General features: G+C 63.5%; 14 protein-coding genes. 2 read left to right on the top strand and 12 right to left on the bottom strand.

What is annotated here, in order from left to right:
• Positions 1-13: 13 nt before the first annotated feature.
• The 7 genes from ACO07W_RS01530 to ACO07W_RS01500 form a co-directional block, all read right to left on the bottom strand.
• Positions 14-415 carry an ATPase gene (locus ACO07W_RS01530; RefSeq protein WP_421840225.1) on the bottom strand — a complete coding sequence of 134 codons (402 nt, stop codon included), beginning with the start codon at positions 413-415 and terminating at the stop codon, positions 14-16.
• Positions 416-482: 67 nt separating this feature from the next.
• On the bottom strand, positions 483-1226 hold the full coding sequence (gene pgl / locus ACO07W_RS01525; protein ID WP_421840224.1) for a 6-phosphogluconolactonase: 744 nt from the start codon (positions 1224-1226) through the stop codon (positions 483-485).
• Positions 1223-2134 (bottom strand): glucose-6-phosphate dehydrogenase assembly protein OpcA, encoded by a 912-nt coding sequence (opcA, locus tag ACO07W_RS01520; protein ID WP_421840223.1) that lies wholly within the window; start codon positions 2132-2134, stop codon positions 1223-1225. The genes pgl and opcA overlap by 4 nt, the downstream gene beginning before the upstream one ends.
• Positions 2135-2180: 46 nt before the next feature.
• Positions 2181-3746: a glucose-6-phosphate dehydrogenase gene (gene zwf, locus ACO07W_RS01515; RefSeq protein WP_421840222.1), complete on the bottom strand. Its 1566-nt coding sequence runs from the start codon at positions 3744-3746 to the stop codon at positions 2181-2183.
• Positions 3743-4861, bottom strand: a complete 1119-nt coding sequence (tal, locus tag ACO07W_RS01510; RefSeq protein ID WP_421840221.1) for a transaldolase — start codon at positions 4859-4861, stop codon at positions 3743-3745. Before tal ends, zwf begins: the two co-directional genes overlap by 4 nt.
• A 15-nt stretch (positions 4862-4876) precedes the next feature.
• The gene (gene tkt / locus ACO07W_RS01505; RefSeq protein WP_421840220.1) at positions 4877-6976 is read right to left on the bottom strand and encodes a transketolase; all 2100 of its coding nucleotides are present in this window, start codon (positions 6974-6976) and stop codon (positions 4877-4879) included.
• Between the two features lie 121 nt (positions 6977-7097).
• Positions 7098-8471 (bottom strand): cation:dicarboxylate symporter family transporter, encoded by a 1374-nt coding sequence (locus ACO07W_RS01500; RefSeq protein WP_421840219.1) that lies wholly within the window; start codon positions 8469-8471, stop codon positions 7098-7100.
• A 397-nt stretch (positions 8472-8868) separates the two neighbouring features.
• Between ACO07W_RS01500 and ACO07W_RS01495 the strand changes: the two genes are divergently transcribed.
• Complete coding sequence (locus ACO07W_RS01495) at positions 8869-9783, top strand: heme o synthase (RefSeq protein WP_421840218.1); 915 nt, start codon at positions 8869-8871, stop codon at positions 9781-9783.
• A 15-nt stretch (positions 9784-9798) separates the two neighbouring features.
• On the opposite strand, the gene ACO07W_RS01490 is transcribed toward ACO07W_RS01495, so the two are convergent.
• Positions 9799-10779, bottom strand: coding sequence for a quinone oxidoreductase family protein (locus ACO07W_RS01490; protein ID WP_421840217.1), 981 nt, complete (start codon positions 10777-10779; stop codon positions 9799-9801).
• A 19-nt stretch (positions 10780-10798) separates the two neighbouring features.
• On the opposite strand from ACO07W_RS01490, the gene ACO07W_RS01485 reads away from it, so the two are divergent.
• Positions 10799-11665 (top strand): hypothetical protein, encoded by an 867-nt coding sequence (locus ACO07W_RS01485; RefSeq protein ID WP_421840216.1) that lies wholly within the window; start codon positions 10799-10801, stop codon positions 11663-11665.
• Here the strand turns inward: ACO07W_RS01485 and ACO07W_RS01480 are convergent.
• The 4 genes from ACO07W_RS01480 to mptB all read right to left on the bottom strand — a co-directional run bounded on the left by ACO07W_RS01480 (position 11615) and on the right by mptB (position 16193).
• A complete protein-coding gene (locus ACO07W_RS01480) occupies positions 11615-12547 on the bottom strand; it encodes a COX15/CtaA family protein (protein ID WP_421845752.1) in 933 nt (310 codons plus the stop codon). The genes ACO07W_RS01485 and ACO07W_RS01480 overlap by 51 nt on opposite strands.
• 153 nt (positions 12548-12700) lie before the next feature.
• Positions 12701-13504, bottom strand: coding sequence for an ABC transporter permease (locus ACO07W_RS01475; protein ID WP_421840215.1), 804 nt, complete (start codon positions 13502-13504; stop codon positions 12701-12703).
• The gene (locus tag ACO07W_RS01470; protein WP_421840214.1) at positions 13501-14460 is read right to left on the bottom strand and encodes an ABC transporter ATP-binding protein; all 960 of its coding nucleotides are present in this window, start codon (positions 14458-14460) and stop codon (positions 13501-13503) included. Before ACO07W_RS01470 ends, ACO07W_RS01475 begins: the two co-directional genes overlap by 4 nt.
• On the bottom strand, positions 14457-16193 hold the full coding sequence (gene mptB, locus ACO07W_RS01465; RefSeq protein WP_421840213.1) for a polyprenol phosphomannose-dependent alpha 1,6 mannosyltransferase MptB: 1737 nt from the start codon (positions 16191-16193) through the stop codon (positions 14457-14459). Before mptB ends, ACO07W_RS01470 begins: the two co-directional genes overlap by 4 nt.
• Positions 16194-16205 lie beyond the last annotated feature (12 nt).

Raw genomic sequence — 16205 nt, 5'->3', positions numbered from 1 at the left:
CGGGCGCGGCAGTCTACGGGCCTGCCGTGCGGTTGCGTAGCTTGTCCAGCACGCCACGTAGCGCGTGCTCGGTCACTGATAGCGGGGACATCAGCGTTTCGCTCAGGCTGCCGATGTAGTCGATCCGCTCGGCGATTGCTTCCACCGGCGCGACCAGAGTGATCAATCGTTTTGCGAGGTCGTCCAGGCTGGCCAGCGTGCCTTCCAGATGATCGAGACCGCCTTCCAGGCGTTCGATGGTAGCGTTCAACTGTCCCAATGAACTGGTCAGCTCATTCATGGTTGTGCTCAGGCCTTCGAGGACGTCTTCGACCTGCTCTACCGTCTTGTCGGCGTTCAGCGCGGCTTGGGTGAGCGTCTTCATCCGACTTCGCGCGGGCGTGGTGCGCACGGTCTTGTCTGCCATGACTGTCATTATCGCGCCGCCAGGACCTTGAGGGGCCACCTGTCGCCAATCGGGCGACCAACGCCTGCGCTGACGACTAGCCCGGCAGCTTCGCCGCGGCGTCCTGGTCCAGCAGCCACAGCGTGGTCTCGCGCCCCGTGGCGCCGGCAGCGGGCAGGGAAACGGGGTCGGCGCCGCCGATGGCTGCGGCTACCGCGTCGGCCTTGGCCGCACCAGACACCATCAGCCAGACCTCGCGGGAACGTCGGATGGCTGGCAGCGACAAGGTGATTCGCTGGGGGGGCGGTTTCGGGGAGTCTTCGACCGCGACCACCATGCGGGCGGTCTCGCGCACGGCGGCAGTATCGGGGAACAGCGAGTTGATGTGGCCCTCGGGTCCCATGCCTAGCAAATGGACATCGAAGTTGGGCGCGGGATGACCGGGTGCCGCGGCGGCAGCCAGGACTTGCTCGTACGCCAGTGCCGCGGCGTCCACATCGGGGCCGAATTCACTGTCGCTGGCTGCCATGGGGTGCACCTGGCCGGCGGGGATGTCGATATGGTCCAGCAGCGCCGCGCGGGCCTGCTTGTCATTGCGCTCGTCGTCGTCTTCGGGAACGTAGCGTTCGTCGCCCCAGAAAAGATGGACCTTCGACCAGTCGATGTGAGATCCCTGGGTCCCCAGGTAGCGCAGCAGCGCGGTACCGTTGCCGCCGCCGGTCAGCACGATCAGCGCTCGTCCTCGGGCCGCCACAGCGGTGCGGATTGACTCGACCAGTCGCCTGCCGGCGGCCCCGACCAGGATGCCGCTGTCCGGAAAGATTTCGATGCTGGTGCTCACCCGTACTGCACCTTCTTCATGCCTTCGAGTGCCGCGAAGTAGATTTCGTCGGGATCTAGTCGACGCAGATCTTCGGCGAGGCACTCGCCGGTCACCCTGCGCGCCAACGGAACCAGAGCGTCGGGCTTGGCGGTCCGGCTCAGCGTTGCGGTTACTCCGGCCTGAGGCCGGCTCAGCAGGATGGTCTCGCTGTTGCGCACCAGCTCGACTTTGAGTTCGCCGACTGTTCGGCGCACCGGGCCGTCGATCCGGCTGGCCAGCCAACCGGCCAAGATGTCGAGGGCAGGCTCGGTCTGCAGGCCGGAGATCAATGCGGAGTTGATTGGTTCGTGGGGCGGCTGGTCAACGGCAGAGGTCAGCAACGCGCGCCAGTAGGTGATTCGGCTCCAGGCCAGGTCGGTATCGCCAGCGGTGTATCCGGGCAGCCGACTCTTGATTGCCGACAACGGTTCTATTCCCTTGGTGGCGTCGGTGATACGCCGAACCGCCAACTTGCCCAGCGGGTCTTGTGCGGGAACCGCCGGGGCAATATCGGGCCACCAAGCGACCACCGGGATGTCGGGAAGCAGGAAAGGGATGACGACGCTGTCGGCATGGCTGGCAAGCGGCCCGGACAGCTTCAGCACCACAACTTCGCCGCCGCCGGTGTCGCCGCCCGCCCGCAGCTGGGCATCCAGCCGCGCTTCGTCCGCGTACGGGTCGCCCCTCATAACGACGATGATTCGGCTGGGGTGCTCATGGCCGGCAGCGCTGGCGGCTTCGATGGACTCCTCGAGTACCGTGTCGCTGTCCGGGGCGATAATCAGCGTCAATACCCGGCCCATAGTGATGGCACCGATCTTTTCGCGCAGCTCATCGAGTTTCTTGTTGACCGCCGTGGTGGTGGTGTCGGGCAAATCGACAATCATTTGCGCCACTCCCAATCGCCGCTTCGCGGTGTGTCGCTCGCGCTCATCATGGCCGCCGCCATTCTCGCCCGGCGCGGCTCAGCATTTCGAAGGATGACTGGGGCCCCCAGGTGCCAGCCTCATAGGGTTCGGGCGTGCCGTGTGCTGCCCAGTTATCGAGAGCGGGATCGAGTATTTGCCAAGCCAATTCGACCTCCGCGTTAACCGGAAATAGGGACGGCTCGCCGAGCAACACGTCGAGGATCAAGCGCTCGTAAGCCTCTGGGGACTCTTCGGAGAACGCCGAGCCGTAGGAGAAGTCCATGTTGACATCGCGGACTTCCATCGCCGTGCCCGGCACCTTCGATCCGAACCGTAGTGTGACGCCCTCGTCGGGCTGCACCCGGATTACCATGGCGTTGGTGCCCAGTTCGTCGGTCATGGTTGCGTCGAATGGCAGGTGAGGCGCGCGTTTGAACACCAGCGCGATTTCGGTCACCCTGCGGCCCAAGCGTTTTCCGGTCCGCAGGTAAAACGGTACACCGGCCCAGCGGCGGGTATCGACTTCGAGCGTGATGGCGGCGAATGTCTCGGTGGTTGAGTCGGTAGCGAAACCTTCCTCGTCGAGCAGCCCTACCACCTTCTCGCCGCCCTGCCAACCGGTGGTGTATTGACCGCGGCTCGTGGTCTCATGGAGCGGCTCGGCGAGGTGCGTCGCAGAGAGCACTTTGATCTTCTCGGCCTGTAGCGCGGACGGGTTGAAGCTGACCGGCTCTTCCATCGCGGTAAGTGCTAGTAGTTGCATCAGATGGTTCTGAATGACGTCACGGGCGGCGCCGATCCCGTCGTAGTAGCCGGCTCGTCCGCCCAGCCCGATATCCTCGGCCATGGTGATCTGCACGTGGTCAACGTAGTGCGCGTTCCAGACCGGGTCGAAAAGTTGGTTGGCGAATCGCAGCGCCAGGATGTTCTGTACCGTTTCTTTGCCGAGATAGTGGTCGATGCGAAAGACCGATTCCTCGGGGAAAACCGCGTTGACCGCGGTGTTCAGGTCACGTGCGCTGGCTAGGTCATGGCCGAAGGGTTTCTCGATAACGACCCGGCTCCACCGGTCGCCTTCCGGCCGGGCCAGGCCAGACTTGTGCAGCTGCTCGCAGACCACGGGAAACGACTTGGGTGGGATAGCCAGGTAGAAGGCGTGGTTGCCGCCGGTACCCCGCTCTGCGTCGAGCTTCTTCAGGGTCTCGGCAAGTTGGGCAAACGCATCGTCATTGTCGAAAGCACCTGGTACGAAACGAAATCCTTCGGCCAGCCGATCCCAGTTCTCCTGTCGGAAGGGTGTCCGGCAGTGCTGCTTGACTGCCTGGTAGACCACATCGCCGAAATCCTCAGTATCCCAGTCGCGACGGGCGAATCCGACCAGAGCGAATGTAGGCGGCAACAGGCCGCGGTTGGCTAGGTCGTAGACGGCCGGCATTACTTTCTTGCGGGCCAGGTCTCCGGTGACGCCGAAAATTACCATGCTGCACGGGCCAGCGATTCTGGGCAGGCGCTTGTCCCGCTTGTCCCGTAGCGGGTTATGCCACTGCTCGGCACCAGCCGTGGCTCGGGACCGGATGCCGGCCTCGTTCATTTGGCCGTGGTGTCGAGTTGAGCCTGGGTTTCGGTGAGGAGTTCGTTCCAGGCAGCCTCGAACTTTTGCACGCCTTCGTTCTCGAGCACGTTGAAGACATCCGGCAGATCGATCCCGACGGCCTGCAGCGCGTCGAACACTTCCTGGGCAGCGGAAGCGGTGCCGCTGACCGTGTCGCCAGTGACGATGCCGTGTTCGGCGACAGCGTCAATGGTTTTCTCCGGCATCGTGTTTACCGTGTGCGGTGCGACTAATTCGGTGACATAGAGGGTGTCGGAGTAGGCGGGGTTCTTGACGCCGGTCGAGGCCCACAGCGGTCGCTGCACCCGCGCTCCGTCGGCCTTGAGCGCTTGGTATCGGTCGCCGCCATCGAAGACTTCCTGATAGGCGGCGTAGGCCAGTCGCGCGTTGGCCACACCGGCCTGGCCGCGCAATTCGAGAGCTCGCCCAGAGCTGTTTTTGTCTAGCCGCATGTCGATTTCGGTATCCACGCGGGAAACGAAAAATGATGCCACCGAATGGATTTTGGACAAGTCGTGTCCTGCTTCTCGCGCCTTCTCCATTCCGGCCAGGTAGGCGTCCATCACCTCGCGGTGGCGTTCGACTGAGAAGATCAGGGTGACGTTCACCGAAATTCCTTCCGCCAGAACGCCGGTGATGGCCGGTAAGCCGGCCTTGGTGGCCGGGATCTTGATGAACAAGTTGGGTCGGTCGACGATCTTCCACAGTTCGATCGCCTGCCGAATAGTCTTGTCGGTTTCATGGGCTAGCCGCGGATCGACCTCTATAGATACCCGGCCGTCGACTCCATCGGAGGCTTCCCACTGCGGCGCCAGCACGTCGCACGCGCTGCGCACGTCATCAGTGGTGACGGTGCGTATGGTGGCATCCACATCGGCGCCACGCTCGGCTAGCTCCGCTATCTGGGTGTCGTAGGAGTGGCCATCCGACAGAGCCTTCTGGAAGATGGACGGGTTGGTGGTTACGCCGACGACGCTCTTTGTGTCGATCAGCTCCTGCAGATTGCCCGACTGCAACCGGTCTCTGGACAGGTCGTCCAACCAAACCGATACACCAGCGGCACTCAGCGCGGCGAGGTTGCTGTTCTGGGTCATCTGAATCGCCCTTTCTCAGTTTTCCAGTGCCTGCTCCGCGGCGGCGGCGACGGCTTCCGGTGTGAAGCCGTACTCGCGGAACAAGGTCTTCTGGTCCGCGGATTCCGCGTAGGTCTCGATCGACACGATCTTGCCTGTGTCGCCGACCAGCTTGTGCCAGCATTGTGCGACGCCGGCCTCGACCGCGACCCTGGCCGACACCGAAGGCGGCAATACCGCGTCGCGGTAATCCTGCGGTTGGGACTCGAACCACTCCACGCAGGGCATGGACACTACCCGCGCAATGATGTCGTTGTCTGCCAACAGCTTTTGAGCCGTGACCGCGAGCTGAACTTCGGAGCCGGTCGCGATCAGAACGATGTCGGGTTGCTCGCCCGGCTCTAAACCTTCGTCGCCTATTACGTAGCCGCCGCGAGCGACGCCTTCGGCGTTGGTGCCTTCCAGCACCGGCACACCCTGGCGGGTCAGAATCAGTCCGGCTGGTCCGCTGGTGCCGCCGCGGGCCAGGATCGTGCGCCATGCATAGGCTGTCTCATTCGCGTCGGCGGGGCGAATCACGGATAGCCCGGGGATGGCGCGCAGTGCCGAAAGGTGCTCGATCGGCTGATGGGTAGGGCCATCTTCGCCCAAGCCGATCGAGTCGTGCGTCCATACATAGATCGCGTCGACGTCCATCAGCGCCGCGAGCCGCACCGCGGGGCGCATGTAGTCGGAGAACTGTAGGAAGGTGCCACCGTAAGCCCGGGTGGGGCCGTGCAGCGCGATGCCGGACAGGATGGCGCCCATCGCGTGTTCGCGAATCCCGAAATGCAGAGTCCGGCCGTACCAGTTCGCGGTGTAGTCCTTCGTGGAAATCGACGGCGGGCCGAAGGAGTCGACGCCGGCCATGGTGGTGTTGTTGCTGCCGGCAAGGTCGGCGGAGCCACCCCACAACTCAGGCAGCTTTGGCCCTACAGCGGCCAGCACCGCTCCGGAAGCGGCGCGGGTGGCCACTGCCTTAGACCCGGGTTCCCAATACGGCAACTCATCGTCCCAGCGGTCGGGCAGTTGCTGCGCGAACAGCCGGTCCAGCAGTGCTTTGCGTTCTGGTTGGCGCTCGGCCCACTGTTCGAACTCGCGTTGCCACTGTTGGTGGGCCTCTTTGCCGCGGCCCACCAAACCCCGGGTGTGGGTGATGACGTCCTCACGGACGTCGAAGGTCTTGTCGGGATCGAACCCCAGGACTTTCTTCGTGGCCGCCACTTCGTCATCACCAAGAGCCGAGCCATGGGCTTTCCCGGTATTCATCAGATTGGGCGCCGGGTAGCCGATGATGGTGCGCAGCGAGATGAAAGAGGGCTGGTCGGTAGCGGCTTTCGCGTGGGCGATGGCCTCTTCGATGCCAACGACGTTCTCGCCGCCTTCAACCTCCTGCACGTGCCAGCCGTAGGCGCGATAGCGCGCGGCGGTGTCCTCGCATAAGGCGATGTTGGTGTCATCCTCGATCGAGATTTGGTTGTGGTCATAAAAGACAATGAGGTTGCCCAGTTGCTGCACCGCTGCCAGCGACGATGCCTCAGACGTCACGCCCTCCTCGATGTCTCCATCAGAGGCGATCACGTAGATATGGTGATCGAATGGGCTGGTTCCCGGTTCAGCGTCCGGATCGAAAAGGCCACGCTCGTAGCGTGCGGCCATCGCCATACCGACCGCTGAGGCCAAACCCTGGCCCAATGGCCCGGTGGTGATCTCCACTCCCGGGGTGTGCCTGAACTCCGGGTGCCCCGGTGTTTTCGATCCCCAGGTGCGAAGCGCCTCTATGTCGGATAGCTCCAGGCCGAATCCACCGAGGTAGAGCTGCAGGTAGAGAGTCAGACTGCTGTGGCCACAGGACAACACGAATCGGTCGCGGCCTAGCCATCCGGTGTCGCTGGGATCGTGGCGCATGGCCCGCTGAAACAGCGTGTAGGCCAGCGGGGCCAGGCTCATCGCCGTTCCGGGGTGCCCGTTGCCGACCTTTTGGACGGCATCGGCAGCCAGCACGCGGACGGTATCGACCGCAGCCGAATCGATCTCGGTCCAGTCGTCGGGATGGCGCGGTTGGGTGAGCGCGGAGATCTCTTCGAGTGTGGTCACAAATTCAGTCCTCAGTCCTTAGGTCATCAACATCAAACTGATCAATCCCACCCTAGTGTGGGATTGCCGGCAGCTGCAGGCAGGACCCATCCGAGCCCCACTTATTTGCTTCGTCCTGGAATTATCCGGGTAGCGCGCGTGTGAGACGCGTCGCACCGTGTGTGTGATCGTCGAGCATCGTTTGCTCGTCGAAAGGGGCGAAGCCATCTAACACGGCGTTGACTCGGTCCAGGTTGACCGTTCTGGTCCATGAGCCCACCAATAACGTCGCGACCGCGTTGCCGGAGAAATTGGTCAATGAACGGGCCTCTGCCATGAACCGGTCAATACCGACGATCAGTCCGACTCCGTCGAGCAAGTCTGGGCGGTGGGCCTGCAGTCCGGCCGCCAGCGTCGCCAGACCCGCACCGGCCACGCCAGCTGCGCCTTTGGACGCCACGATCATAAAGAGCAGCAGGCCTATCTGTTCGCTGAGTGACAATGGATGGCCCCGAGCACTGCTGATGAACAGCGACGCCATCGTGAGATAGATCGCGGTGCCGTCCAGATTGAACGAGTAGCCAGTCGGTATCACGACACCGACGGTGCCGCGATCAACACCGAGATGCTCCATCTTGGCGATCAGCCTTGGCAGCGCGGACTCCGACGATGAGGTTGCAACGATCAGAAGATACTCGCGGGCTAAGTAACGAACCAGCTTGAGGATCGAAACCCGAGCCACCATGCGCAGCGTGGCGCCCAGCAGACCGAATACGAACACCAGGCAGGTGAGGTAAAAACCAAGCATAAGTGTCAGCAGTTGGATCACCGCGGCCCAGCCGGTCTGGCCGACCACGTTGGCGATTGCACCGAACGCTCCGATGGGGGCTAGCCACAAGACCATGACGAGGACCTTGAACACCAGCCTCTGCAGCTGCGTAATGCCGTACAGAATCGGCTGACCTGCCGGGCCCATCGCCTGGATGGCGAAACCAACCAACAGGGCAACGAACAGCGCCTGCAGCACGCTGCCCGCAGTCAATGCCGAGAGCATCGTGGTTGGAATGATGCTCTGAATGACGTCCAGCAGGCCGCTCGACTCGCGTGTTTTCTGGGCGAGAGTGGCGCCGACACTGGCGCTGTTGCCGGAAAGCGCTAAGCCTGCGCCGGGGTGCATCAGGTTGCCGACTACTAACCCGATCGCCAAGGCGAAGGTCGACATCACCAGGAAGTACAGCAAGGCCAGGCCACCCACTTTGCCGATGGTGGCTGCGCTGCGGACCGATCCGATGCCGAGCACGATCGTGCAGAAGATCACCGGCGCGATCATCATCTTGATCAGGTCGACGAACATCGTGCCCAGGACGGCGACACTCTTGCCCACCTCCGGAGCCAGCATGCCCACAGCGACACCAGCGAATACGGCAACAACGACGGCAATGTAGAGCCAGTGTGTGCGGTCGCGGCGCCGCGGCGGGTCTGGCTGCTCGGTGGCAGCCGGGTAGGTCGCGGGCATCGGTTTGTCCTTGGATCGGGAAATCTCAGTTGACGCGTGGTCATGCCAATACATGAGCCACCTGACGCTAGTTCTACCGCGTCAACGGCTGCCAGCTCGACGCAGATAGGTCAATTTCCGATGTGTGGTCGGGGTCGAGGGCGCCTCGACCGCTGATCCACGGTGACGGATCTGTCGCAGCGTACGCAGCCGTGTCGAGGGGGTGCGTCGCGTTGGATCGAAGTTCGTCCAGTGTGGTCTAGTCGCCCACGCAATCGACCGCGCGCGCTGCCAAACGGCTGGGCTTGCGCCCACAATCGGCGATGAATCGACCCTGCGGCGTCGCCGCACCGGTCAACGGGTCTACCATCGTGCGTAGTAGAAGCTGCGCGCGGCTGCGATCCCAAGGAGTAATTGCGTGAGTGTTCGCGGGCGCGTCGCGCCGAGCCGGATGTCGGACACGCTGCTGGCATACCTGGCGCTGACCAAACCGCGGGTAGTAGAGCTGCTTCTGGTCACCGCGATACCCGCGATGTTGTTGGCCGATCGCGGCACCGTGCATCCGCTGCTGATGCTCAACACGCTGATCGGTGGGATGCTGGCGGCCGGCGGCGCCAACACGCTCAACTGTGTGGCCGACGCCGATATCGACAAGGTGATGAAGCGAACAGCGCGACGGCCCCTGGCGCGGGCTGCTGTCCCGACCAGAAACGCCCTGGCGGTGGGGCTGTTGCTCAGCGTCGGCTCGTTCTTCTGGTTGTGGCGCACAACCAACCTGCTGTCGGGCCTCCTGGCCGTCGCAACTGTCGCGTTCTATGTGTTCGTCTACACGCTTATCCTCAAGCGCCGTACGTCGCAAAACGTGGTGTGGGGTGGGGCGGCCGGCTGCATGCCGGTGATGATCGGTTGGTCGGCGATTACCGGCACAGTCGGATGGCCGGCGCTGGCGATGTTCGCTGTGATCTTCTTCTGGACGCCGCCGCATACCTGGGCATTGGCGATGCGGTACAAGGAGGACTACCAAATGGCTGGCATTCCGATGTTGCCGGCCGTCGCAACCGAACGTCAGGTCACTAAGCAGATCTTGATTTACACGTGGGTGACCGTCCTGGCGACGCTGGTGCTAGCGATGGCCACCGGATGGCTTTATGCGGCGGTAGCGGTGGTAGCCGGGGTGTGGTTTCTGACGATGGCGCACCAGTTGTACGCCGGGGTCCGCGCCGGTGAGTCCGTCAAGCCGCTCCGGCTTTTCTTGCAATCGAACAACTACCTAGCGGTCGTGTTCTGTGCGTTGGCGGTCGACTCCGCTATCTCATTGCCGACCCTGTTCTGATTGGGCTCACCCCGGTTAGGGCAGCAGCACGAGCGAGCCGGCCGTTTTGCGGCTCTGCAGGTCCTCGTGCGCTCTGCTGGCTTCGGCCAGCGGATAGCGCCCTCCGATTTCGATGCTGACGACGTCGCGGGCGATCGCGTCGAACAACGCTGTGGCCCGCTGGCCGAATTCCGGTCTGGTGCTGATGAAATGAACCAGGGAGGGACGAGTGAGGTAGACCGAACCGGCAGCGTTGAGGCGCTGCGGATCGACCGGCGGAACAGGTCCGCTGGCCGCACCGAACAGTGCCAGAGTCCCGCGGACGGCGAGGCTGGCAAGGCTGGCGTCGAACGTGCTGGCGCCTACGCCGTCGTAAACCGCCGCTACTCCGGTGCCGCCGGTCAGTGCGCGAACCTGCTCGGCGAACTGCTCGGTATCTTCGGGGTAGGCGAGTACCTCCTCCGCGCCGGCATCCCGGGATAGCCGTTCTTTCGCTGGAGTTGAGACGGTGGTGATAACCCGCGCACCCAGATGGGTGGCCCAGCGGGTCAGGATCAGCCCAACGCCGCCGGCACCGGCATGCACCAAAATACTGTCGCCCTTTTTGACCGGATACACCGACGTGAGCAGGTAATGCGCGGTCAGGCCTTTGAGGAGCGCCGATGCGGCTACCTCGGAAGAGACGCCTTCCGGCACCTTTGCGGTCAAAATTGGTGGTGCAGTGCAGAATTCGGCGTAGCCGCCTGCTGCTGAAGCGCTGACCACGCGGTCGCCCACGCCGATGTCGCCAGCGTCGCCTCCCTCGCCCGTGGCGACTACGGTGCCACACACCTCGGAACCGACGATGAACGGCAGTTCGCGTGGATACTGCCCCGACCGGAAGTAGGTGTCGATGAAGTTGACTCCGATTGCCTCAGCCCTGATCAGTAGCTGACCTGGGCCTGGATCGGGTTTCGGGTAGTCGACATACCGAAGGACCTCGGGGCCCCCTGTTTCAGTGACTTCGATTGCGTGCATGTGGTTATCATGCCCGGACATGAAGCTCGCCCGGCCGGACATCTTCCACCCGCGCATCGTGCTGGCCGGTTGTCCGCAGCAGCTCGCCGGCGACGGCGATGATGCTGGGCTGGTGCCGGCATTAGGCCACCGTGGATTGCATGCTCGATGGTTGTCCTGGGATGACCCCGAAGTCACCCGCGCGCATCTGGTGATATTGCGAGCCACCCGCGATTACGCGCAGCGGCTTGACGAGTTTCTGGCTTGGACGGTCGGCGTGCAGAACCTGCTGAACGTTCCCGCTGCCGTCGCCTGGAATGTCGACCGGCGCTATCTGGGTGACCTCGCAGGCAGGGGAGTGCCGACGGTACCGGGGCAAGCGTATGCGCCCGGCCAGCAGATCTTGCTACCACGGCGCGGCCACGTCTTCATCAGCCCCGGTGTGGGCTCCGGGACACGGCGCTGCGGAAATCGGTCCGCAGCTGTTGCATACGCAACAGAGCTGCATGCCGCTGGGCAGACGGTGGTGGTGCAACCCGGCGATTCGGCTGTCGAAACAGTGCTTATCTTTCTCGGAGGTGCGCCGTCGCACGCATTCGCCAAACACGGCCAGGTGCTGCGCCAGACCGAGCCCGACTTCGAGATTTGGGATGTAGGCGTCGCTGCGCTGGCTGCCGCGGCCGCCCAGGTGGGTATCGATGTCAGCGAGTTGCTTTTCGCGCGGGCTCATGTGGTAGGAGGCGCCCGCGATGCGATGTTGCTGGAATTGCAATTGGTGGACCCTTCGCTGGAATGGCTTCGGCTACACGCCGACAGCCGAGACCTTGCCCAACGTGACTTCGCGTTGTGCGTGGCTTCAGCCTTGGAGCGGCGCGGGCTCGGCCCGCTCTCGCATCGACGCCCATAATGCCGCGGTGGCGGCGGTACACGCCGCAGCGCCGGCCACGTGCACAGCGACCAGGGTGGCAGGCACGCCGGTGAAGTATTGCGTAGTGCCGACTACGGCTTGGCCGAATACCAGAGCGAGCAACGTAGCCAGCCGGATCAGGATCGCACGGCTTGCGTCGATGGCAAGCAACCCGAAGCATAGCCCGACCAACAGAGCCGAAAACGAGACCAGCAACGACGAATGCATGTGCACCAAGGTGGGGATGTCTATGTGTAGTCGCGGCACCGTCCGGGTGGAACTTCGGTCACCAGCATGCGGTCCGGCCGCAGTTACCAGCGTTCCGGTCACCAGAATTGCGGCCAGATTGACCGCGCTCAGTGCCGCAAGCAGGCGCAACGGCTTGGCCACGCGCTGTATCTCGATGATCTCGTTGTCGGGCTCGCCGACCTTGACGTAGAGCAATACTGACAACCACACCATCGTCATCGATGCCAGTAGGTGGACGGCGACGGTCCACCACATCAGCCCGGTGCGCACCGTGATGCCGCCGATCACTGCTTGAACGATCGTCGAAACCGGCATCAGCCATGCATATACAAGGACTTCGGTGCGTCGGCGCGCTCTGGTCACGGCGAGTACGGCTAGCGCCGCTGCGATTACGACGGCGAAGGTGATCATTCGGTTGCCAAACTCGACAAACTGGTGAATTCGTGGCACCTCAGCGACCGCCACCGGGGTGAAGCTGCCTGGAAAACACTGTGGCCAGGTGGGACAGCCGAGCCCCGACGCGGTGACGCGGACGATCGCGCCGGTGACGGCGATCCCGCTTTGGGTAAGGATGACCGCTGCGGCAATGATCCGCTGGACCCGCAGTGTCGGGTTGGGCAGCAGGTCTACCAACCACAACAGCACTCGTCCGACAGGCACCGTCCGATCGTAGGACAAGGAAAACTACACATCGTAGTAAGGGCTTAGACAGGTCTCGTCGCACGACGCTAGCACGTAGCCGCGTCGGTGGTGTTTCTGCTGATTGGTGGAAGTGGCGGCAGCCCCTCAGGTGAATCGGAACCAGCGTCGCGCGGCCAGGGCGGCCAGCGTTCCCCAGCCAACCAGGACGACAACCCCGAACCAGTCCACGGAGAAGGGCGGAACGTGGCTGGCCTGTGATAGCGCTTCGGTAAGCGCGCCGGACGGGGTGAGTCGGGCTACCCATTTGACCGCCGTTGGTATGACGGTCGTCTCCACAGTCAAGGCGCCGAACCCCGCGAAGACGAACCACATCAGGTTGGCGACGGCCAGGACAATTTCAGCTCGCATGGTGCCGCCAAGGAGCAGGCCGAGAGCCGCAAAGCCGGCGGTGCCGAGCGCGATAACGGCTGCGCCCAAGGTCAAGGCTGCCAGCGCTGGCCGCCAACCGAGGGCAAATCCGATGGTGCCCAATATAATTGCCTGTAGAAATACAACGGCTACAACTGCCAGTGACTTGCCGACAATGATTCCCCAGACCGGCAGCGGGGTAGCCCCGAGCCGTTTGAGCGCGCCATAGCGGCGGTCGAACGCGATCGCGATGGCTTGCCCGGTGAATGCAGTCGAGATCACCGCCAGCGCCATGATGATCGGGACGAAGGTAGCGGCGCGGTTCTGGCCGAACGAGCCGAGCGGCAGCAATGAGAGCCCGATCAGCAGCGTGATCGGAATGAACATTGTGAGCAGCAGTTGCTCGCCGTTGCGTAACAGCAGTTTCAGTTCGAGTTTGAACTGCGCAGCAAGCATCCGAGCGACGGCGCTGGGGCGTGGGTCAGGGGTGAATGTCCCCGCGGGGAACAGCGGGCCAGCGGTATTCGCTTCTTGAGTCATTGCCGCAACTTCCTGCCGGTAAGGTCGAGGAACACATCTTCGAGGCTTCGCCGCTCCACTCGCATATCGGTGATCAGCACGTCAATGCGTGCGCACCACCCTGTGACGGCCGCTAGTACGTGCGGGTCGACCGGGCCCTCGACCAGGTAGTCGCCTGGCGTCATCTCTTCGGCCCGGTACTCGTCTGGCAGTGCGGCTGCTAACGGAGACAAATCAAGTCGAGGGGGCGCGGTGAACCTCAACTGGTCTTTGGCGCCGCGACGCATCAGCTCAGCCGGCGTACCGGTGGCCACCGTCACTCCATGGTCGATGATGACGAGGTGGTCGGCGAGTTCTTCGGCCTCTTTGAGCTGGTGGGTAGTGAGCACTACCGTCACGCCGTCGCGACGTAGTGTGTCGATCAGTTCCCACACCAGCAGCCGCGCGTGAGCATCCATGCCTGCGGTGGGCTCGTCGAGAAACACCAGTTCGGGACGACCGACCAGTGCGCAGGCCAGCGCAAGCCGTTGCTGCTGGCCTCCGGATAGCCGCCGATAGGTGGTCCGGGCCGCCTCGGTGAGGCCCAAAGTGTCCAAAAGCCACTGCGGATCGAGCGGGTTGGCGGCATAGGCGGCCACCAATTCGAGCATTTCGCCGGCGCGCGCCGCCGGATAGCCGCCGCCGCCTTGCAGCATCACCCCGATGCGCGCCCGCAGTCGCGCGTTGTCGGTGATTGGGTCTAGACCGAGCACCTCGATGGTGCCGGCGTCCGGGCGCACGAAGCCCTCGCACATTTCGACGGTTGTGGTTTTACCGGCCCCGTTCGGACCCAGCAAGGCCATTACTTCTGCCGCATGGACGTCGAGATCAAGGGCGGATACGGCTGTCAGAGCCCCGTAGTGCTTGGATACACCGCGCAGCCGCAAGACGATTTCGGAAGTGGGTGTCGATGGCGAAACCCTGCCGGGCGAGTTCACGTGGAGTCAGCGTAGGCGTCGGGTGTCGCAGTCGGCCGGAGGGGCGCCGAACTGGGCCCCGGAGTCGCTCCGGGCATCTCGGGAGTATCTGCGGCTCTTTCCGCATCAATGGCGGCTTCCAGATGGGTTTGGCGAGTGTGGGTTGGCAATCGCCGCCACGGTAGCCGGGTGTAGGTGAGCGCTATGAGTAACAGCACAATGATGGTGCTGGCCACGGTGGCATCCACAATCTGGAATAGCGCGAAGCGGTCGCCGTTGGCCGTCGGGCCGAAGACGCCGACGATGATGGTGACGGCGATTACCGCGACTCGAAATCCGGTGCGGGTTGCCCAGGCGGCGAGCGGAATGATGGCCCACAACGGGTACCACGGCTGTACCACCGGAAACAGCAGGACGGTGAGGCCCAGCGCGACGCCCAGGCCACCGATCGGGTGCAGTCGGCCGCGGAAGACGGCAAGCAACAGCCAGCAGACGATCAGCATGATGCTCATGACGCCAATACCGCGGGTCAGGGACAGCACGGCGGTGGTGTGATCGCCCAATCCCAGCAGAATCCCCACTTGTCCGGTGCCCAGGGCCAGCAATGTGGGTGGCGACATCCAGCTTCGCACCACATTGGCGGTGCCTAGTGTGTGGATCCAGCCGAAACCGAGACCGCTGGCCCAGCCGACGAGAGCCATCACCGCCAGCGACAATGCCGACATCCCGCCGCCGATCAGCAGCAGCGCCCGCACGGTGCCCCCGCAGCGGTACGCGAGCGCTGCGGCGACAAATCCCAACGCCAGCAGCGATGGCAGCTTCACTTGCGATGACAGTGTGATCAGGATTGAGCCTGCCAGCAGCATGCCAAGCGGTGCCCATTCCGCGCCGAGTCGCCACGACTTTGGGATGAGCTTCGGGGCATCGACTCCCCGCAGCGCGAATTCGACGCCCGTCAGCATCAGCCCGAGCATCAGTGCCTCGTTGTGGATGCCGGCTACCAGATGCATGAACAGGAGTGGGTTGGCGGCACCCAGCCAGAGCGCGCTCACCTCAGCGACTCCGCAGCGCTGCGCTAGCCGCGGTGTCGCCCAAACGATCAGGCTGACCCCGATCAGGACCATCAGTCGATGGCAGAGAACGGCGGCGACGATGTTCTCCCCGGTGAGTGCGGATATTCCGCGCCCGATCCACAAGAACAACGGACCGTAGGGCGCCGGAGTCTCCCGCCATAGGCTAGGAACCGAAAGAGTGAACACGTGGCCGAGGCCTAGGCCGGACGCCGGGCCTACCCGATAGGGGTCGAGTCCCTCGAACGAGATCTGACTCTGTGCCAGGTAGGAATAGACATCCTTGCTGTACATCGGCGGCGCGATCAGCAGCGGCAGCATCCACAACAGCAGGGTGCGGTCGAGTTCGCCCCGCGACATGCGCCTTTTGCCCAGGGCGAATCGGCCGAGCATCAGCCAGGCCAGCGCCATCATGACCGCACCTGTCGTGGTCATCGTCAATGACACGGTCTGAATTCGCGACGGCAGATTGAGTAGCCGGACACCGAAGGTGGGATCTTGAACGACCGGCCGGGCGCCGGCGCCCAGTGCTCCAATTGCCATCAGCACGGTGCCGGTGGCGCCGAATACGCGGGTGCGCGCCATTGCAGTGAGCTCGGCATCGTTTAACGGCGAGCCCACGGCTGGCTCGTCGCCGTGCAAGCTCGCGATTGACGAACTCAGCTTGTGCTGGCGGGTTGCCATCAGAGCAGCGTA

Origin of the sequence: Mycobacterium sp. (genome assembly GCF_965230835.1) — a bacterium.
In the GTDB taxonomy this organism is placed as follows: Bacteria; Actinomycetota; Actinomycetes; order Mycobacteriales; family Mycobacteriaceae; genus Mycobacterium.
Note: the sequence above shows the minus strand (reverse complement) of the source record. Positions and strands in the feature narration are given on the sequence as shown.

What these genes read in the sequence shown, in the direction of transcription:
- ACO07W_RS01475 (WP_421840215.1), bottom strand. Translation starts at nt 13,504, where the DNA reads ATGACTCAAGAAGCGAATACCGCTGGCCCGCTGTTCCCCGCGGGGACA.
- ACO07W_RS01530 (WP_421840225.1), bottom strand. Translation starts at nt 415, where the DNA reads ATGACAGTCATGGCAGACAAGACCGTGCGCACCACGCCCGCGCGAAGT.
- ACO07W_RS01500 (WP_421840219.1), bottom strand. Translation starts at nt 8,471, where the DNA reads ATGCCCGCGACCTACCCGGCTGCCACCGAGCAGCCAGACCCGCCGCGG.
- opcA (WP_421840223.1), bottom strand. Translation starts at nt 2,134, where the DNA reads ATGATTGTCGATTTGCCCGACACCACCACCACGGCGGTCAACAAGAAA.
- zwf (WP_421840222.1), bottom strand. Translation starts at nt 3,746, where the DNA reads ATGAACGAGGCCGGCATCCGGTCCCGAGCCACGGCTGGTGCCGAGCAG.
- mptB (WP_421840213.1), bottom strand. Translation starts at nt 16,193, where the DNA reads ATGGCAACCCGCCAGCACAAGCTGAGTTCGTCAATCGCGAGCTTGCAC.
- ACO07W_RS01490 (WP_421840217.1), bottom strand. Translation starts at nt 10,779, where the DNA reads ATGCACGCAATCGAAGTCACTGAAACAGGGGGCCCCGAGGTCCTTCGG.
- tal (WP_421840221.1), bottom strand. Translation starts at nt 4,861, where the DNA reads ATGACCCAGAACAGCAACCTCGCCGCGCTGAGTGCCGCTGGTGTATCG.
- ACO07W_RS01485 (WP_421840216.1), top strand. Translation starts at nt 10,799, where the DNA reads ATGAAGCTCGCCCGGCCGGACATCTTCCACCCGCGCATCGTGCTGGCC.